This window comes from Phormidium yuhuli AB48, assembly GCF_023983615.1.
GTDB classification, from domain to species: Bacteria; Cyanobacteriota; Cyanobacteriia; order Cyanobacteriales; family Geitlerinemataceae; genus Sodalinema; species Sodalinema yuhuli.
In genome coordinates this window covers 158,747-178,008 of record NZ_CP098611.1, presented here as the reverse complement: position 1 = coordinate 178,008, position 19,262 = coordinate 158,747, and the positions used below count along the sequence as shown (strand labels likewise).

At 50.3% G+C, this 19,262-nt stretch carries 8 protein-coding genes, 1 tRNA gene and 1 CRISPR repeat array (1 of these 10 cut by a window edge); of the genes, 5 read left to right on the top strand and 4 right to left on the bottom strand.

Annotated features, from left to right (window positions below; all coding sequences use genetic code 11):
• Nucleotides 1-11,044: a CRISPR direct-repeat array (repeat unit 37 nt; unit sequence CTTGCAATTCCCTAAAATCCCTTTGAGGGATTGAAAC); it reaches 4,428 nt to the left of the window's first position.
• Between the two features lie 205 nt (nucleotides 11,045-11,249).
• Together NEA10_RS00675 and NEA10_RS00670 are read left to right on the top strand one after the other, a co-directional pair.
• On the top strand, nucleotides 11,250-11,729 hold the full coding sequence (locus NEA10_RS00675; RefSeq protein ID WP_252663318.1) for a J domain-containing protein: 480 nt from the start codon (nucleotides 11,250-11,252) through the stop codon (nucleotides 11,727-11,729).
• A gap of 66 nt (nucleotides 11,730-11,795) precedes the next feature.
• Nucleotides 11,796-12,101, top strand: a complete 306-nt coding sequence (locus tag NEA10_RS00670; RefSeq protein WP_252663317.1) for a DUF3143 domain-containing protein — start codon at nucleotides 11,796-11,798, stop codon at nucleotides 12,099-12,101.
• Here the strand turns inward: NEA10_RS00670 and NEA10_RS00665 are convergent.
• Genes NEA10_RS00665 through NEA10_RS00655 form a run of 3 tightly spaced genes read right to left on the bottom strand, consistent with a single transcriptional unit; the run spans nucleotide 12,098 to nucleotide 14,839 of the window.
• On the bottom strand, nucleotides 12,098-13,894 hold the full coding sequence (locus NEA10_RS00665; RefSeq protein WP_252663316.1) for a tetratricopeptide repeat protein: 1,797 nt from the start codon (nucleotides 13,892-13,894) through the stop codon (nucleotides 12,098-12,100). The genes NEA10_RS00670 and NEA10_RS00665 overlap by 4 nt on opposite strands.
• Before the next feature lie 16 nt (nucleotides 13,895-13,910).
• On the bottom strand, nucleotides 13,911-14,555 hold the full coding sequence (locus NEA10_RS00660) for a hypothetical protein (RefSeq protein ID WP_252663315.1): 645 nt from the start codon (nucleotides 14,553-14,555) through the stop codon (nucleotides 13,911-13,913).
• Between the two features lie 56 nt (nucleotides 14,556-14,611).
• Nucleotides 14,612-14,839 carry a DNA-directed RNA polymerase subunit omega gene (locus tag NEA10_RS00655; protein ID WP_068789795.1) on the bottom strand — a complete coding sequence of 76 codons (228 nt, stop codon included), beginning with the start codon at nucleotides 14,837-14,839 and terminating at the stop codon, nucleotides 14,612-14,614.
• A gap of 141 nt (nucleotides 14,840-14,980) precedes the next feature.
• On the opposite strand from NEA10_RS00655, the gene NEA10_RS00650 reads away from it, so the two are divergent.
• Nucleotides 14,981-15,052 (top strand) — tRNA-Thr (locus tag NEA10_RS00650).
• A gap of 183 nt (nucleotides 15,053-15,235) precedes the next feature.
• The gene (locus tag NEA10_RS00645) at nucleotides 15,236-16,135 is read left to right on the top strand and encodes a DUF1517 domain-containing protein (protein ID WP_252663314.1); all 900 of its coding nucleotides are present in this window, start codon (nucleotides 15,236-15,238) and stop codon (nucleotides 16,133-16,135) included.
• A gap of 38 nt (nucleotides 16,136-16,173) precedes the next feature.
• On the opposite strand, the gene NEA10_RS00640 is transcribed toward NEA10_RS00645, so the two are convergent.
• Nucleotides 16,174-17,802 (bottom strand): serine/threonine-protein kinase, encoded by a 1,629-nt coding sequence (locus NEA10_RS00640; RefSeq protein ID WP_252663313.1) that lies wholly within the window; start codon nucleotides 17,800-17,802, stop codon nucleotides 16,174-16,176.
• Between the two features lie 330 nt (nucleotides 17,803-18,132).
• Here NEA10_RS00640 and murG point away from each other — a divergent pair, with 330 nt between their 5' ends.
• Nucleotides 18,133-19,218, top strand: coding sequence for an undecaprenyldiphospho-muramoylpentapeptide beta-N-acetylglucosaminyltransferase (gene murG, locus NEA10_RS00635; RefSeq protein ID WP_374111828.1), 1,086 nt, complete (start codon nucleotides 18,133-18,135; stop codon nucleotides 19,216-19,218).
• The last annotated feature ends 44 nt before the right edge of the window (nucleotides 19,219-19,262 follow it).

Below are 19,262 nucleotides of genomic sequence, written 5' to 3'. Positions count from 1 at the left end.
TCAATCTCAGAATTTTTCTCACTTGCAATTCCCTAAAATCCCTTTGAGGGATTGAAACCCGTATTTTTCCTCGATTGGAAAATCAAGCAAGGTGCCTTGCAATTCCCTAAAATCCCTTTGAGGGATTGAAACCCGGAGAATATCAATCTGATTTCAGGTGCTTTTCTCCCTTGCAATTCCCTAAAATCCCTTTGAGGGATTGAAACATTTAATCGATAAGGCATTCCGAGCCGGTAATATTAAGCTTGCAATTCCCTAAAATCCCTTTGAGGGATTGAAACGCTATGGAAACAATCGATTTCTGTGAGCTTCTTCCATCTTGCAATTCCCTAAAATCCCTTTGAGGGATTGAAACTTTTTTCGGGATTTCTGTGAATAAAGAGTGCCGCCCAACTTGCAATTCCCTAAAATCCCTTTGAGGGATTGAAACCTTCATTTATCCAATGAATAGTGACTGATGATTTCTTGCAATTCCCTAAAATCCCTTTGAGGGATTGAAACCGCTGTTGTTCCTTGACGGTATCCATAAATGACTTGTATTCTTGCAATTCCCTAAAATCCCTTTGAGGGATTGAAACCGCGTCCTTAGAACTCGACGATCGCGGATGGCAACTTGCAATTCCCTAAAATCCCTTTGAGGGATTGAAACCTACCCAGCAACTCTTATCTCTACAGCAAAGAGAACTTGCAATTCCCTAAAATCCCTTTGAGGGATTGAAACCTGTGGATTTTCGCTATCCAGAGGAGGGTGTGCGGTTGGAGCTTGCAATTCCCTAAAATCCCTTTGAGGGATTGAAACTCGTTTTTGAACAGGCATAAGAAACCTCCATTCCGCTTGCAATTCCCTAAAATCCCTTTGAGGGATTGAAACTCTTACTTCTGGAGACTCGCCCCTCCAGGAATTCTTCTTGCAATTCCCTAAAATCCCTTTGAGGGATTGAAACATTGTAAGGGGCTTCTCGTCGATTCTTTTCCCTTCGATACTTGCAATTCCCTAAAATCCCTTTGAGGGATTGAAACTGAATAGTTGGGGTTAGAGGCGGCCCGGTGGTAGTGACTTGCAATTCCCTAAAATCCCTTTGAGGGATTGAAACCTGTTTGTGCTTCTTGGGATTTGCCGGATTTTGCCTTGCAATTCCCTAAAATCCCTTTGAGGGATTGAAACTGTTGTTTCGGTGCCGGTCTGCTGCCCGTCGGCTCTTGCAATTCCCTAAAATCCCTTTGAGGGATTGAAACTCACTATCACAGATGGCGAGGCGATCTGGCGCACCTTGCAATTCCCTAAAATCCCTTTGAGGGATTGAAACAAATAACCAGTAGTAACTACTATATAGCGTTTATCTTGCAATTCCCTAAAATCCCTTTGAGGGATTGAAACTCTTGTGGGTTAGCGGGTAGGTTAGCTACCGGAATCCCCTTGCAATTCCCTAAAATCCCTTTGAGGGATTGAAACTGGTATGTACTCAATATAACCCCAGTCAATCCAACTTGCAATTCCCTAAAATCCCTTTGAGGGATTGAAACCCACCCTTGCTTTTCTCTATGAAGCGCTATCACTTCTTGCAATTCCCTAAAATCCCTTTGAGGGATTGAAACCTTTCCGCTTTTCGTGCAGCTATCAACTTTATCGACCGCTTGCAATTCCCTAAAATCCCTTTGAGGGATTGAAACGGGTGTAGGTGAACCGATAAGACAAGTATAGGGTCAAGCTTGCAATTCCCTAAAATCCCTTTGAGGGATTGAAACTATGCTTTCGATTATTAAAATCTATAAGCTTATGCCTCTTGCAATTCCCTAAAATCCCTTTGAGGGATTGAAACAAAGCTTAAAGTCTGTCACAGCGCGCGCCGGCCCTGGCCCTTGCAATTCCCTAAAATCCCTTTGAGGGATTGAAACTGGGCGATCGCCGTTCCCAGGAAGTTAACTTTGTGCTTGCAATTCCCTAAAATCCCTTTGAGGGATTGAAACTGGTTTCCCTCTGCGTCGGTCGTTGCTCCGGCTGGCTGCTTGCAATTCCCTAAAATCCCTTTGAGGGATTGAAACTATACCTTGCAAACAGGCTATAATTGAGACAAGAACTTGCAATTCCCTAAAATCCCTTTGAGGGATTGAAACAACCTTGCCCGGGTAATTATCATTGCATCCATCTCAACTTGCAATTCCCTAAAATCCCTTTGAGGGATTGAAACAACCTTGCCCGGGTAATTATCATTGCATCCATCTCAACTTGCAATTCCCTAAAATCCCTTTGAGGGATTGAAACGGAAAATTAGCCCGAAGGAGATTAGGGAGACCTTCTTGCAATTCCCTAAAATCCCTTTGAGGGATTGAAACGATAGCAGTTCGTCAATCATTGGCCAAATCTTCTTTCCCTTGCAATTCCCTAAAATCCCTTTGAGGGATTGAAACCGAAGCCTTGACTGTGTATGATTCAGCGCCTCCAACCTTGCAATTCCCTAAAATCCCTTTGAGGGATTGAAACATAAGGTTCGCCAACAAGGGATTTGTCCTTGACTTGCAATTCCCTAAAATCCCTTTGAGGGATTGAAACTTGCTGATTTTGGAGCTTGCGCTCGACACGGGAGGCGACTCTTGCAATTCCCTAAAATCCCTTTGAGGGATTGAAACATAATGGGAATATGGATAAAGTGGTTGGTAGGTGTGCCTTGCAATTCCCTAAAATCCCTTTGAGGGATTGAAACAATGAAACCGTAGGATTCATCGCCTTTTTCTCGTAGCTTGCAATTCCCTAAAATCCCTTTGAGGGATTGAAACGAGGACTTATTTTTGCAATCCTCGGTTAAGCCTACCCTAATCTTGCAATTCCCTAAAATCCCTTTGAGGGATTGAAACATCCTCGACCGGATTAAACTCTGCAAGACCAAGAAAACTTGCAATTCCCTAAAATCCCTTTGAGGGATTGAAACAGTGATAATCCACTGGGCAATGACAGACTCAGGGATGCTTGCAATTCCCTAAAATCCCTTTGAGGGATTGAAACTTTCGATGAGAGCGGGGATTGTTTTCCCGTTGAGGCTTGCAATTCCCTAAAATCCCTTTGAGGGATTGAAACTAAACCCTGTTGTGGTATGGATTTCAGCCGATTTCTTGCAATTCCCTAAAATCCCTTTGAGGGATTGAAACAATCCCCATCTGCAACCGGAGTTTACCTGCGGTGCGACCGTAGACTTGCAATTCCCTAAAATCCCTTTGAGGGATTGAAACGGGTAGCTCAGGTTTAGGGGACAAGCTACCGGCAACCTTGCAATTCCCTAAAATCCCTTTGAGGGATTGAAACCTCAATATGCTGGAGGGCTGTTTGGGCGATGCCGGTCGCCCTTGCAATTCCCTAAAATCCCTTTGAGGGATTGAAACATCAGTCACGCGCCCGAATACCCCGTGGGCGAGTTGATTGCTTGCAATTCCCTAAAATCCCTTTGAGGGATTGAAACGAGAGAAGCGGGGACAGTAAGCAGTCGCTTCCCGGCGATGATGACAGCTTGCAATTCCCTAAAATCCCTTTGAGGGATTGAAACGAGTCATTCGATACTCGATTCAAAGCGGGACAAATCTTGCAATTCCCTAAAATCCCTTTGAGGGATTGAAACAGGGAAAGAACTTTGAGAATATCAGTTGCGACCCCATCTTGCAATTCCCTAAAATCCCTTTGAGGGATTGAAACTAGCCAAATCAATGTCATCGTCTCGCATATTTCCCTTGCAATTCCCTAAAATCCCTTTGAGGGATTGAAACTTTTGTTGGGTTCAGCCCCGAGAGTAGTGCAGTAGCTTTCTAGCCTTGCAATTCCCTAAAATCCCTTTGAGGGATTGAAACTTTTGTTGGGGCCGGACGCGCGCAAAAAATTCCTGCAACCTTGCAATTCCCTAAAATCCCTTTGAGGGATTGAAACTTTTAGACGGAGAGCGCTATATCGCGTTCTTTCAATGCTTGCAATTCCCTAAAATCCCTTTGAGGGATTGAAACAGAAACAGAGTGAAGCAATATCACGAGTTCCTGCTCGCTTGCAATTCCCTAAAATCCCTTTGAGGGATTGAAACAATTGCGAGAACCAGCCACAAGGATGGCATCACCTCTTGCAATTCCCTAAAATCCCTTTGAGGGATTGAAACAGGACTGAATGAAGCTTTTCGGAATACTGTAATTCAGCTTGCAATTCCCTAAAATCCCTTTGAGGGATTGAAACAAATCCTCCCACTCCTGCCCCAACTCCTACTCCGACCTTGCAATTCCCTAAAATCCCTTTGAGGGATTGAAACGATTTATCGAAGTGCGGCCGGCGTCCCTCACCTCCTCCTTGCAATTCCCTAAAATCCCTTTGAGGGATTGAAACATGGCATTGGTGATACCAACCAACAAATCACTAACTTGCAATTCCCTAAAATCCCTTTGAGGGATTGAAACTGGCTACTGCTTTCTTCGTACTGATGAAATGGCGCAACTTGCAATTCCCTAAAATCCCTTTGAGGGATTGAAACGAAGGGCTGCGCTTCTTGCGATTTCTGGCGGCTGACTTGCAATTCCCTAAAATCCCTTTGAGGGATTGAAACTATAGACCAATTAACCCAAAAGCTTGGCCCGCTGATTCTTGCAATTCCCTAAAATCCCTTTGAGGGATTGAAACTCATGCTAATCGGTAAACCCCCCTGGCAAATGACTCCCCTTGCAATTCCCTAAAATCCCTTTGAGGGATTGAAACAGAACTAGGGTTGGTAGTTGTCGTTTTCCAGTCGACTTGCAATTCCCTAAAATCCCTTTGAGGGATTGAAACACCCAAGACGAGGTTTACGTGGCGATAAACGGGCAGTCTTGCAATTCCCTAAAATCCCTTTGAGGGATTGAAACTAGGCCCAAGATAATCCCCGCGTCTATATTGCGGTAACTTGCAATTCCCTAAAATCCCTTTGAGGGATTGAAACGCTAATTTGCAGTACCAGAACTCGACCCTTCTGGCAGCTTGCAATTCCCTAAAATCCCTTTGAGGGATTGAAACGGATTGCAAGAGCAGGATTAAGCGGATTTTGACCTTGCAATTCCCTAAAATCCCTTTGAGGGATTGAAACTTGGACTCCTGGAGTGGCAGAAGTGGGGTTGCGGCGTCTTGCAATTCCCTAAAATCCCTTTGAGGGATTGAAACGGTCAGCCCGGAATACTTCTTCCAATCCAAATCAAGGCTTGCAATTCCCTAAAATCCCTTTGAGGGATTGAAACCAGGCAATCCGGGTTGAGGCCCCGGAACCACTCCTTGCAATTCCCTAAAATCCCTTTGAGGGATTGAAACAGAAGAGCAATTGCGTCAGCTTGGCATTCAGCATGAAATGCAGCTTGCAATTCCCTAAAATCCCTTTGAGGGATTGAAACTATATTGACGGCCGCAATCAAAGCCGCGATCGCCACAGCCCTTGCAATTCCCTAAAATCCCTTTGAGGGATTGAAACAAAATAGCAAATTCCGCTAGGAGGGCTATCTTGCCAGCTCTTGCAATTCCCTAAAATCCCTTTGAGGGATTGAAACTGGTCGGGCTGAGGAAGCTCAGACGCTGGGGCATCTTGCAATTCCCTAAAATCCCTTTGAGGGATTGAAACCAATCCTGAAACGGGTATTGTTTCGGTAGATAGTTTGCTTGCAATTCCCTAAAATCCCTTTGAGGGATTGAAACCATACTAAGAAAAGTCTCGTAGTGCAACCAGCAGGTTGCCGCGATTTTCCTTGCAATTCCCTAAAATCCCTTTGAGGGATTGAAACTCGTGAGCATTTGCATTGGGCTATAGGACAACTTGCAATTCCCTAAAATCCCTTTGAGGGATTGAAACCCCAGGGAGATTAGATTGAGGGCAGCGCCGGTTCTCCTTGCAATTCCCTAAAATCCCTTTGAGGGATTGAAACGAAAAGTTGGCTATCGAGGTGGGCGATCGCGCGATACTTGCAATTCCCTAAAATCCCTTTGAGGGATTGAAACAAGTCAGGCCTCAATACGCCATCATTGAACAACCTTGCAATTCCCTAAAATCCCTTTGAGGGATTGAAACGCGATCGCAGCCTCGCCAACTGCCGCCACAACCTCCAGCTTGCAATTCCCTAAAATCCCTTTGAGGGATTGAAACCGGTGCTGTGGCTGCCCCGTCTCCTGGGGCGGTGCTTGCAATTCCCTAAAATCCCTTTGAGGGATTGAAACCAATCCATACTGCTGTCGCTATCTTGAAGGCGATTGATAGCTTGCAATTCCCTAAAATCCCTTTGAGGGATTGAAACCAGGCGGCGGCAACCCAGTTAGCAGCAGCGGCGCGATCGGCTTGCAATTCCCTAAAATCCCTTTGAGGGATTGAAACTACCGTGAGGGGTATGACTACGAGGTCAGCGGTGGCACTTGCAATTCCCTAAAATCCCTTTGAGGGATTGAAACCCGGGCAGTACAAGGTGAACTCACCCGAGAAGACCCTTGCAATTCCCTAAAATCCCTTTGAGGGATTGAAACGTAGGTATCAGACAGAGTAAGTAGCACGAGAAAATCCCTTGCAATTCCCTAAAATCCCTTTGAGGGATTGAAACTTAGCTGCTCGGTTACTCCCGGCTACCCAGGGATCCTTGCAATTCCCTAAAATCCCTTTGAGGGATTGAAACGAACTGACAGAATGGTGGGAGCAAACCCCAAAGCTTGCAATTCCCTAAAATCCCTTTGAGGGATTGAAACCACTACCCGCAATCTTGCCTATTCGTGGATTACACCTTGCAATTCCCTAAAATCCCTTTGAGGGATTGAAACAATACCCCTTCTTCCATCGTGTTCCCCAGTCGTGCAACTTGCAATTCCCTAAAATCCCTTTGAGGGATTGAAACTGGGGCGGCTTATGAGCTTAATTCTTCTAGGCTCTGGAGGCTTGCAATTCCCTAAAATCCCTTTGAGGGATTGAAACCACCACCGAGCCAGACCACTGATAGTAGGGAGACGCCCCTTGCAATTCCCTAAAATCCCTTTGAGGGATTGAAACTCCATCCTTGCTACAGTATGCGCAATCCGCTTAATTCTTGCAATTCCCTAAAATCCCTTTGAGGGATTGAAACTTTTACCAAACAGAACTATGCTGACATCGATTACTCTTGCAATTCCCTAAAATCCCTTTGAGGGATTGAAACATTACGGGGAATCTATCCCCCTAGACGGTGCTAACGATGCTTGCAATTCCCTAAAATCCCTTTGAGGGATTGAAACTTGCCCCTCGACCATAATGACCCCATTCTCAAGCTTGCAATTCCCTAAAATCCCTTTGAGGGATTGAAACTTTGAACTCGGTAGTTCCCGCCTCCTCTTGCTCACTTGCAATTCCCTAAAATCCCTTTGAGGGATTGAAACACAGGAATTGGATACTGTATTCATCGGGGAAGAAACTTGCAATTCCCTAAAATCCCTTTGAGGGATTGAAACATGTAAAAAGTACCCTCATCGGGCTCAGGGAGATTTTCAATCTTGCAATTCCCTAAAATCCCTTTGAGGGATTGAAACGTAATTTGGAAGGAGACACCAATACTGGTAGGGGGTCTCCTTGCAATTCCCTAAAATCCCTTTGAGGGATTGAAACACGGAAAAACAGGTAAAGAGGTGCGAGGGGCAAATGCAACTTGCAATTCCCTAAAATCCCTTTGAGGGATTGAAACGCGAGCTATGCAATAAGCCTTTGTTTGTGGTGCAAAAATCCTTGCAATTCCCTAAAATCCCTTTGAGGGATTGAAACTGTAGCTTCATCATCGTCAAACTCGGCAACAGAAGCCTTGCAATTCCCTAAAATCCCTTTGAGGGATTGAAACGATTTGAGAATTGAGAGAGCGAAGTCGTGAGTAATCGATGTCCTTGCAATTCCCTAAAATCCCTTTGAGGGATTGAAACATGGACAAACAACAGACCAAACCCAAGCCTTACCTTGCAATTCCCTAAAATCCCTTTGAGGGATTGAAACAGATTGAAGCCGCGCTATCCGCATCTGAAGGAGGTCGCTTGCAATTCCCTAAAATCCCTTTGAGGGATTGAAACCTGCCAGCCCTAGCCGCAGCAGCCCTGCCTCGACTTGCAATTCCCTAAAATCCCTTTGAGGGATTGAAACGTGGCCACGGCATTGACGTGCTGTAGTTTTTTCCGCTTGCAATTCCCTAAAATCCCTTTGAGGGATTGAAACGTGAGTGGTGATGGCTCTGAGTCAGACCCCGACTCCTCTTGCAATTCCCTAAAATCCCTTTGAGGGATTGAAACTTAGCTGGAATGGTCGATATCACCGCGTTAGCCGCTTGCAATTCCCTAAAATCCCTTTGAGGGATTGAAACGGATAGAAAGACGGTCACCCCCATCGAATATGAGCTCTTGCAATTCCCTAAAATCCCTTTGAGGGATTGAAACCTTGGTGATTCGTAGATGTGCGGGGGGGGTGACACCCCTTGCAATTCCCTAAAATCCCTTTGAGGGATTGAAACAAGGAAAGAGAAAAGAATTTGTATAAGGCAATTCTTGCAATTCCCTAAAATCCCTTTGAGGGATTGAAACTTATGAGCCAACGAACCCTTACGGAAGAAATTTTTAATGCCGCCTTGCAATTCCCTAAAATCCCTTTGAGGGATTGAAACAAACATGAAAAAAATGCTGAAGCCAGAGAATCTAGACTCCTTGCAATTCCCTAAAATCCCTTTGAGGGATTGAAACGGAGCATGATAAATGACTCCTCTGAAAACACAACTTGCAATTCCCTAAAATCCCTTTGAGGGATTGAAACTAGCAAAGAGACGGCATAAGGGTCATGACGCGCTAGTCTTGCAATTCCCTAAAATCCCTTTGAGGGATTGAAACACTTCCCTTCTTCTTTCACCTCCTTCAATACCTTCTTGCAATTCCCTAAAATCCCTTTGAGGGATTGAAACGGTGTACACATAGACACCGCGCTTCCCCAAGATATTCTTGCAATTCCCTAAAATCCCTTTGAGGGATTGAAACGTGAGTGACAAGGATGCTAAAGTCTTTCGGCTGGAAGCTTGCAATTCCCTAAAATCCCTTTGAGGGATTGAAACTTCCCAAAAATACAGCGGGGGACTGCCTTCCTTCTCTTGCAATTCCCTAAAATCCCTTTGAGGGATTGAAACTGTAGCCAAGGGGTTGCAGGCAGACTCGGAAACCCTTGCAATTCCCTAAAATCCCTTTGAGGGATTGAAACTAACCCCGGTATTACTACCGGGGAAATTGCCATCAGCCTTGCAATTCCCTAAAATCCCTTTGAGGGATTGAAACTAGAAGAAAGGAAACCATGAATATCTACCATGCCATCTTGCAATTCCCTAAAATCCCTTTGAGGGATTGAAACCCTGGACTCCTGAACCGGCAACATAGCCCTTCCTCTTGCAATTCCCTAAAATCCCTTTGAGGGATTGAAACTAGCAATTTGAGAAGGCTAAACTCTCCCCGGTAGTATTCTTGCAATTCCCTAAAATCCCTTTGAGGGATTGAAACGAATTCTTGATACTTTCCCATTCCCCAGTTCTCCCGACTTGCAATTCCCTAAAATCCCTTTGAGGGATTGAAACAAGACCTCCATTCAGAATGGAGAGGAGGTGCAGATTACCTTGCAATTCCCTAAAATCCCTTTGAGGGATTGAAACTCACCTTTTACGATAACCCTTCATCTCCTCTCCACTCTTGCAATTCCCTAAAATCCCTTCGAGGGATTGAAACGCCGATCAGTTGCCATCCCACTAGATTCTCTCCGCTTGCAATTCCCTAAAATCCCTTCGAGGGATTGAAACTTTCCGTTGGGCCATCTGCCCCAAGGATCGCGATCGTCTTGCAATTCCCTAAAATCCCTTCGAGGGATTGAAACTGGTAGTCCTCTTTGTCGGTGACACATAACCACCCCCTTGCAATTCCCTAAAATCCCTTCGAGGGATTGAAACGAGATAGGCAAACAACTTGGAGGCCACCGCACCTTCTTGCAATTCCCTAAAATCCCTTCGAGGGATTGAAACTTGGTCTCTGTGCAGGGACGGTATAACCTCGGGGTTCAATACTCTTGCAATTCCCTAAAATCCCTTCGAGGGATTGAAACGTTACACTTGGCCCTACGATAGTCATTCCTTCCACCTTGCAATTCCCTAAAATCCCTTTGAGGGATTGAAACTTCCAATCAAAAATAGCCTTTCTTGGGAGAGATGGACTTGCAATTCCCTAAAATCCCTTTGAGGGATTGAAACGCAGCAATACGATTCACAGCAGTGTGAACCTACAAATTCTTGCAATTCCCTAAAATCCCTTTGAGGGATTGAAACCTACCTCTCGCGATACTGGCTGAGCGAATGCTCTTGCAATTCCCTAAAATCCCTTTGAGGGATTGAAACCAAGAGGGTGAAAGCCCTCTGGATAGATAGAGGAAAACTTGCAATTCCCTAAAATCCCTTCGAGGGATTGAAACGCCTCATCAAAATACTGGCCCCGCTGCTGGGCTAGCCTTGCAATTCCCTAAAATCCCTTTGAGGGATTGAAACTCCGGGAAATCAAAACCCGGACTTTCTCAAGCTTCTCTTGCAATTCCCTAAAATCCCTTTGAGGGATTGAAACGTTCAGCAATTCGGGCAACCCGAATATTCCGAGTTAATCTTGCAATTCCGTAAAATCCCTTTGAGGGATTGAAACCCCGAGGAATTAGAGCCTCCCAGACCAACAGTGGCGGCTTGCAATTCCCTAAAATCCCTTTGAGGGATTGAAACAAGGGGGGGAGAAGAAAAGATTAAACCACCCAGAGCTTGCAATTCCCTAAAATCCCTTTGAGGGATTGAAACAACCTCCCCTTCTCCTACAGTATCGTGAAGAAAGCTTGCAATTCCCTAAAATCCCTTTGAGGGATTGAAACTGCTCCCTAGCCCAACCGCGAAACTCCTCGGGGTCGCGGTTCTTGCAATTCCCTAAAATCCCTTTGAGGGATTGAAACTATGGCCACCGCCTAAATCAAGCCCGCCAGAAGCCTTGCAATTCCCTAAAATCCCTTTGAGGGATTGAAGCCGAGTACTTAAACTTGAGAACCTGCAACTGAGGAAGTAGATCCCTTATGACATCTAGGGTCGAATACCAAACACTCGATTTTTTAAAAAAATCGGGTGTTTCACCCTGTCGCCTGCGCCGTTTCCCCCCAACAACCACAACCCTCCACAAAAACCCCGGACAGGTCAGTTAAAATGAGGAGACCCTAAACCACCCTCTCAGCGCCGTGACACAACATCGCGCCCAACCCAACTCACAAACCCTCCAGCATCGCCTCGCCGCCATCGGTAAAAACTACTATGGCCTCCTCGGCCTGCACCCCTCCGCCTCCGTCATCGAAATTCGCCAAGCCTACCGTCAACTCAGCAAACGCTATCACCCCGATACCACCACTCTCCCCCCCCACATCGCCAAAGGGAAATTCCAACAACTCAACGAAGCCTACGCCACCCTCAGTAACCCCGAACGCCGCGCCGCCTATGACCTGAAAATTCGCTATTCCCGTATCTCCGTCATGCAGCCCACTCCCCCCCTCAACCGCCCCCCAGGCGCCTCCGGCCATTCCCCCAACCACGCCTATCTCGATCCCATCGATCGCCCCCTCTCCCCCGGCGAACTCTTCGCCCTCCTCCTCATGGGAGCCTCCCTCCTCGGCTGTCTCCTGCTCGCTATCGGAATCGCCGTCTGGCGGGGTGATCCCCTCTAACGCCTAGCCTCTCCCCCGTTTCTCCCCTACAATAGAGAGAGAGAATCTTAAGTTTTGTTGCGCGATATGACCCCCTCTGCTGACACGCCCCTCTATAACCACCCCCTCCCCGACATCGAAGATTGGCTCCGATCGCTCGGCTGCGAACAAGACCCCCAAGAACTCCACCACTGGCGCGTCGAACGCCCCCAATGGGACGCCGACATCTGGCTCGACGTCGATCGCCTCATCGTAGGCTACCTCGACAAAAACGCCAGCCCCAGTAGCGATGACAGCCGTTCCCGCTCCTTCCCATACTCCCTCAGCCGAGAAGACATCGAAAACGCCGTCTTCGGAGACGGCGTCGAACAAGCCATCTTCGGAACCCCCTAAAACTCCTCCAACAATTGCGGCAGATAATCATACCCATCCACCCCAATCACCGCAATAATCTGCGATCGCCCCCCACTCAACAAGCCCTCAAACTCCGCCTCCCCCAACTGGCCCCGCAGCAGAGACAACACCCCCGCCGCCTGTCGCCATTCCCGCGCCTCAATCTGACGTAACACATAGGCCGCGATCGCCCCCATCAGCACCGCCCGCGGCCAATCCTGAAGCCCATAATACCCCTCCGCCAGCGCCGCCAAACTCAACCCCCGCAAATACAAATCCCCCGACGACTGAGCCGCCTCCACCCCCTTCAGCAAATACCCCACCGCCGCCGAAGGCTGCTCCAACAACAAATACGCCAACCCCAAACTATAATGACACAGCGCTAAACTCTGGCGATCGCCCAACTGCTGCGACAACGCCAACCCCTGCTCCAAATAACCCAACGCCCGTTCAGACAACTCTTCATCCAGCCGTTCCACCTGTTGCGCCGCCAACACCTCCGAATAGCCCAAATTCACCAACGCATTCGCCACCCCCAAGCGATCGCCCACCTGGCGCGACAAAATCAACGCCCGCTGACTGCGATCAATCGCCTCCGTATACTCCCTCCGAGACAAACACAAGCGACTCAAATGATTATAATTCGCTAACTCACACGCACGATCGCCCGCCTGCTGCGCGATCGCCAACGCCTCCTCATGCAACCCTTGCGCCCGCTCATAATCCCCCAACGCCCGCTGCGAATAGCCCAACAACGTCAAAATCCTGGCCTTCTCCTGAGTTCCCTCCACCCGCCGCAACGGAACCTCCAAATAGGCCAACGTCTGCTGCAAATACTCCCCAGAAAACGACGCAAACACCCCCCCATACAGCGGAAACGTCTCCCGCTGCGCAAAACTGCGTAAAATCTGCAACGTCATCTGAAAACAACAGTCCGCCAACCCCCCACGGCTCGCAAACCCCTGAGACAACTGACCCCAAATCGACGCAAACACCAAAAACGTACTCACCGACAGTTGTTTCCCCATCTTGGAACTATAGGGCTGGCGATCGAACCACAGCACCAAACCCCGCTGCAAGCCCTGCAACAGCACCGCCAACTCCAACCAAGCGCGATCGCCCAAATCCAGATGACGCTGAGCCAACGCCTCCAGCGACTCCCCCCGTTGCAACGTCCCAAACAACTCCCGAGGGAAATAAGCCTCCGTCTTACGCCCCCACAACGACCAAGGGCCCGGCTGCTCCCCAGCCCCCCCAAACCCCAGGGAGCGATTTCCCCCCTCATACATCCAACTCACCAAATCCCCCTCCAACTCCCCAAAGCGAGCCAACCCATCCCGCAACCCCAGCCCCAACTGTTGCAGATGGCTCTCCCCCTGAGCCTGTAACTCCTGAGCCAACTGCTTCAGGCGATCGCTCGTCCAAGGTCGTTCCTGATTCGGGTCCAGCACCTCCACCAACAGCGCCAACCGCTCCTCCAGCGGCGCTCCCACCAGCCTTTTCACCGTCGTCGTCACCGCCGCCGTCGTTTGATGCTCCTGGTCCCAGCGTTGCAACTGGCCCTCAATCGTCTGTAACGCCCGTAACTTGCGCGTCACCTTCGACGACGTTCCCGCCGACGCCTCCAAACTCTCCCGACGTTCCAACAGACAGCGTTCAAAAATCTCCGACGTCCCCGGCCGAATCTCCCGCAACAACCGTTGATACACCTGTTCCACCGAGCGCACCCGTCCCGCCAGCGTACTCTCCAGGATTTTATCAATCACCGCCAAATAGCGATCGCGATCAGACATCACTCACCCTCAACACTTATGGCAACAGTAACTCCGCATCCCCCGACTGAGGCAATCGCGGAATCTGGCGTTGCGGCGTCTCTTCCCACTCCAGTTCCTCCGGAGCCTCCTCCGCCACCGCTAACTCCCGGTTCGCCTGCTGCTCCAACAGAGCCAGATAATCAGGATTAAAAAGACTCGTCAACACATGAACCAAGCGATCGCGCTCCTGACGACTTAAACTGGCGATCGCCGCCTGGTCCCCCGCCAACGGATTCTCCGTCAACACATTCGCCCCCGGATACGTCTCCCAACTCATGCGCTCATGGGCCCCCAAATAATCCGCCAGCGTCAGCCGCCAATCTAAGCGAAAGGGGTGAGGACGTCCCCTGACAAAAATGTGATAGCGAACCAGCCGTGAGATGAGAGTATTCTCCTCATCCACCTCCCCCGTCTCCCGGCTCACATACTGATCCTCCCGAGGTAACTCCGGCATCAACTCGTACACCTGGCGCCAGATATCCCGAGTTTCCCGAGGTCGTTGCACCAGCATCATCCCCGGCTCATCCCCCCCAGAGGGCGATCGCAACTCGCCCCCCCGGGCCGCCACCACCGTCAACGCCATCAGACTTAAGGCAATCACCAGCACATGAGTTAATCGCTTTTGCAATCGGGAAGACATAACAAGTCCAAGCCAGGTCAAAAATAAGACACAAGAATCACCAACACCACCCCAAGCTAGTCACCAATAATTTCCGGTTGCGTCAGCTCGTCCGACATCTCCACAATCGCCCGCACCACCGGTTTCATCCCCGGCTCATCCAAATTATCAAAATCCTCATAACGCCGCCGTTTCGCGCGGTTCGCCACCTGGACAGTGATACGATAACGGTTCGATGCCGCGTCGACCAGTTCCTCCGCGCGACGCATCAAATTAGTCGTTTCGAGGGGAGTGCGTTTCTGCATAAGAGTGCGCCGTACAGGCTTAGACAAGAGAACATCCCCCAGTGTAACAAACTCTCCGCCTCCGATCCGCTCACCGGCGCAGATTCTTGCCAACTCCTCCATTGACAAGTCCCCAAAAGATGTTAAAATAGTAAATTGTTTGCCGATGTAGCTCAGTGGTAGAGCACTCGATTCGTAATCGAGCGGTCACGAGTTCAAATCTCGTCATCGGCTTTTTAATGAAACGTTACGTCGTAACACGCCATCCCTCTGTCTGGGTTGACTCATCGGAATCAGGGGCGATCGTCCCTATAGCCGATCCCCTCAACAGTCAGGGTTTAACCACACAGGCCAGCAAATCACGGTGTTAACGTGGAACCGGACGACTCACCTCGGAAAGACCTCCGGCTTACCCCCATGCAGCGTTTACTTCTTTTCCTGACCAGTCTCCTGGCTGTTCTCTCCGTCAACGGTCTGCAAATTCACGGTCCACCATCCAACCCCTCCCTAGAAGTTGGCCTAGAACAAGTCGAAGCCCGACGAGGTGGAGGTGGCCGCAGCCGAGGTGGCTCATTTGGGCGTTCTCGTTCTCGTGGCTCCTCCCGGTCTCGCTCCACCAGTCGCAGCAGTCGAGGAATTGGCGGTTCCTCAGGTACCGGTTCCCGCCGTTCCCGTCCCCTAGGTTTCATAGATTTTCTCTTCATCCTCATCTTCCTAGGGATGTTCCTACTGCGCAAAGCTCAAGAATTTCAGGAGAACTCCCCAAACAGCCAACCCTTTACCCCCACTCCCTCCCCTCGGCAAAGCGCAACCGTCACCAAACTGCAACTTGCCCTTCTCGGACAAGTTGACAATCTCCATACCGAGCTGCTGGAGCTTAGCCAACGAACCCCCAGGACATCTGGCGATCGCGCCCAACTCCTCCAAGACATTGCCCTGACGCTGCTGCGAAACCCAGAATCCTGGACCCATATCTGGGCCAACTCCATCCACTACAAGCAAGCCGAACGAGTCGACAAAGCCTTCCAACACCTCAACCTCCTAGAACGAGTTCAGGACCGTCCCGAATCCTCCCCAGATACCGAGGGCGAGAGTGAATATGTCCTTGTCACCCTCCTCCTCATCAGCGACCATCTCGAACCCATCTTCTCCCCCGTCCATTCCGAAGACGAACAGAAACAGGCCCTAGAAACCCTCGCCGCCCTCGATTCCCAATGTCTCGCAGAACTTGAGGTCTATATCCATCCCAACCAGCTCGGCAAAAACCTAAGCAAAGAAGACCTCGTCTCCCAAAATACCCATCTCATCTCCCTCTAATCCCCTCAAGGAGATTACCCCCACCCCCAACAGTCCCTCTACGGGCGTCGCGTTCCATCAATCACCCAGAGATTCCCCGACTCCTGCCAGCGCCAAATTAGCTGCTGTCGGTCATTAGACACCCGGCCATCCTCCATCTGATAGGTCACACTCACCTCAACCCGGGCCTGATCCCGCTCTTCCTCCAAAACGCGAATCTCATTGACTCTCACCGATTCCACACTACTCCACCACTCCTGATAACTCTCAAAGCCATCAGGATGCAGCCTTGGATTATTTTGCATATCCTGCGACAACATATTCCAGCCCAAACTGAGATTGTAGATATCATCCCCCCCTAAGACCGCATAATAGTCCCGCGTTGCATCACGGATTGAAGGGCGAGGTTCCGGGGTGGGTTCCGGGGTAGGTTCCGGGGTAGGTTCCGGGGTGGGTTCTGGCGTCGGGGTTGGCGTGGGCGTCGGGGTGGGGGTTGGCGTGGGTGTCGGCGTCGGCGTGGGGGTTGGCGTCGGCGTGGGTGTAGCCACAGGAGTCGGTTCTGGAGTTGGGGAGACTACCACCGGCTCCTCATCTCGGCCAGCGCGATCGCGCGGCTGGAGTGCTATCGTGGCCATCACTCCCCCACCCACGACCCCCAGTAATAGAGCCAGCAGGAGAACCCCCTTCTTGCCCCCAGAAGACTCAGAACCATACATCACTGGACTCGGGGAGATACGCTCCGGTCCCCGAGGCGTCACCGCTTGAGTGACCTGAGTTTCCGGCGGACTACTGCTCTGCCAACCGGGGGCCACCGCCACCGTCGGCTCATAATAGGTTGGAGGGGGCATTGTCGCCGCCACCGGGGGAGATGGCGACCCCTCCAATGCCGCTAGCATCTCATTGGCACTGGGGAAGCGATCGCGAGGATGAGATGCGATCGCCCGATTCAACACCTCCCCCAAACGCCGATCCTGAAGTGTCAGCAGAGATTGCCAAGAAATCTCCCCAGTCCGAGGATCGCTGGGCAAATCCTGAGGAAGCTTACCCGTCAACAGAAAAATCGCCGTCAAACCCAAACTATAAAGGTCACTGGAAAACAGGGGTCGGCCCGCCGCCTGTTCACTGGACATAAAGCCCGGCGTCCCAATCACAATGCTACTGGTGGGAGAACCTGACCCCGTCATCACCGTCGTCATCGTCTCCCGCACCGCCCCAAAATCAATTAACACCGGCTTGCCATCACGATGCCGCAAAATAATGTTATCCGGCTTAATATCCCGATGGACAATCCGCTGCTGATGAACAAACGCCAACACCGGCAGCACATCCCGCAACAGCCCACGCACCTCAGCCTCCGACAACCGCCCCTGCTGATTCAGCCGTTCCGTCAGCGTCAGCCCCTCAATCCACTCCTGAACCAGATAGAACTGTTCATTCTCCCTAAAATACGCATAAAGGCGAGGAATCTGAGGATGATTCTCCCCAAGAGACTCCAAAATTGCCGCCTCTCGCCCAAAGCGGTCCTCAATCAGCCGCTGTGTCGCCGCATCCCGACTGCTGGGGTTCAGCTGCTTTAGCACACAACGCCGTCGGGAGGGCATTTGCGTGTCTTCTACGAGAAACGTCTCGCCAAAGCCTCCTCGTCCGAGAGATTCTAAAATTCGATAGCGTTGGTTTACGAGTGCCATGGAGAGGAGGAATAAGGAACAGGGAACAGGGAACAGGGAACAGGGAACAGGGGTAGGATGTGTTCCGGCATCAGTTGAGGTTGTAACCTAGACCCATCGATTCAAACTTGCCGGAACGCATCGCTTAGACAGTAGGCTTACAATCGTTATCAGCCTTGAGCCTGCAAGACGAAACGGCCGCAACGCATCGCTTAAACAGTAGGCTTGCAATCGTTATCAGCCTTGAGCCTGCAAGACGAAACGGCCGCAACGCACCGCTCCCTAGGGGCGTATTGTCTTGTCTTGACTGTGTATTATCAAGGGTGAATTGTTCATTCTTCATTGTTCATTGTGGAACGTCCCCATTCTGCCTCAAAACGTCTCCTGATTGCTGCCAGTGGTACGGGGGGTCATGTCTTTCCGGCCCTAGCCACCGCCGAATGTCTCAGCGATGTCGAGATTGAGTGGTTGGGAGTCCCCGATCGCCTGGAACGGCAACTCTTGGGCGATCGCTATCCCCTGCATTTTGTGCAAGTTGAGGGCTTTCAATCTCGTCCGGGATTATCAACCCTGCGGGTTCTCTATCGCCTCCTCCGCGCCACCCTAACCTGTCGCCGCTTACTGCAACGGGGCCAGTTTGATGGCGTGTTGACCACTGGAGGCTATATTGCCGCCCCGGCCATTTTAGCCGCGCGATCGCTAGACCTGCCGGTTATTCTTCATGAATCCAACGCCATCCCCGGAAAAGTCAGCAAATGGTTTGCCCGGTGGTGTGATCTCATCGCCGTCGGTTTCCCCGAAGCCGGACGACGACTGACCCAATATCCCACCCTACATCTGGGAACCCCCGTTCGCGCCTCCTTCCTCGAACCCCCTCCCCTCGATTTAGACATTCCCGAGGGAGTTCCCCTCATCGTCGTCATGGGAGGCAGTCAGGGGGCTGTGGCCGTCAATCAACGGGTCCGCCAAGCCGCGCCGGCCTGGTTTGACTTAGGCGCTTGGGTGGTTCACCTCACCGGCGAAAATGACCCCGATGCCGACAGTTTACAGCATCCCCAATATCGCTCAATGCCCTTTTACCATAACGTTGCCGCCCTCCTACAACGGGCCGACTTAGCCATTTCTCGTGCCGGTTCCGGTTCCCTCACCGAGTTAGCCATCACCCAAACCCCAGCCATCCTCATTCCCTTTCCCTACGCCGCCGAAGACCATCAATTTCATAATGCCATTGGCTTTATGGAAGCCGGGGCCGCTCGCCTCTTTCGCCAAGAACATCTCTCCCCCCAACAGCTAGAAACAGAAGTCACCACCCTGCTCAAAGACTCAACCCAACTGCAACAGATGACCACCGCCATGGCACAATTAGCCATCCCCGACAGTGCAAAACGGCTGGCGGAGGCCGTCCGGCAACACCTAGACGCCAGAAACAAAAGCTAGAATGAAAAACGATCTTGAGCCGCCCATCACTCCATTGACTTAGA

Bases quoted from the DNA above. Each gene is read 5' to 3' on its own strand.
- NEA10_RS00640 (WP_252663313.1), bottom strand. From the start codon at position 17,802: ATGGCACTCGTAAACCAACGCTATCGAATTTTAGAATCTCTCGGACGA.
- NEA10_RS00660 (WP_252663315.1), bottom strand. From the start codon at position 14,555: ATGTCTTCCCGATTGCAAAAGCGATTAACTCATGTGCTGGTGATTGCC.
- NEA10_RS00655 (WP_068789795.1), bottom strand. From the start codon at position 14,839: ATGCAGAAACGCACTCCCCTCGAAACGACTAATTTGATGCGTCGCGCG.
- NEA10_RS00645 (WP_252663314.1), top strand. From the start codon at position 15,236: ATGCAGCGTTTACTTCTTTTCCTGACCAGTCTCCTGGCTGTTCTCTCC.
- NEA10_RS00665 (WP_252663316.1), bottom strand. From the start codon at position 13,894: ATGTCTGATCGCGATCGCTATTTGGCGGTGATTGATAAAATCCTGGAG.
- NEA10_RS00670 (WP_252663317.1), top strand. From the start codon at position 11,796: ATGACCCCCTCTGCTGACACGCCCCTCTATAACCACCCCCTCCCCGAC.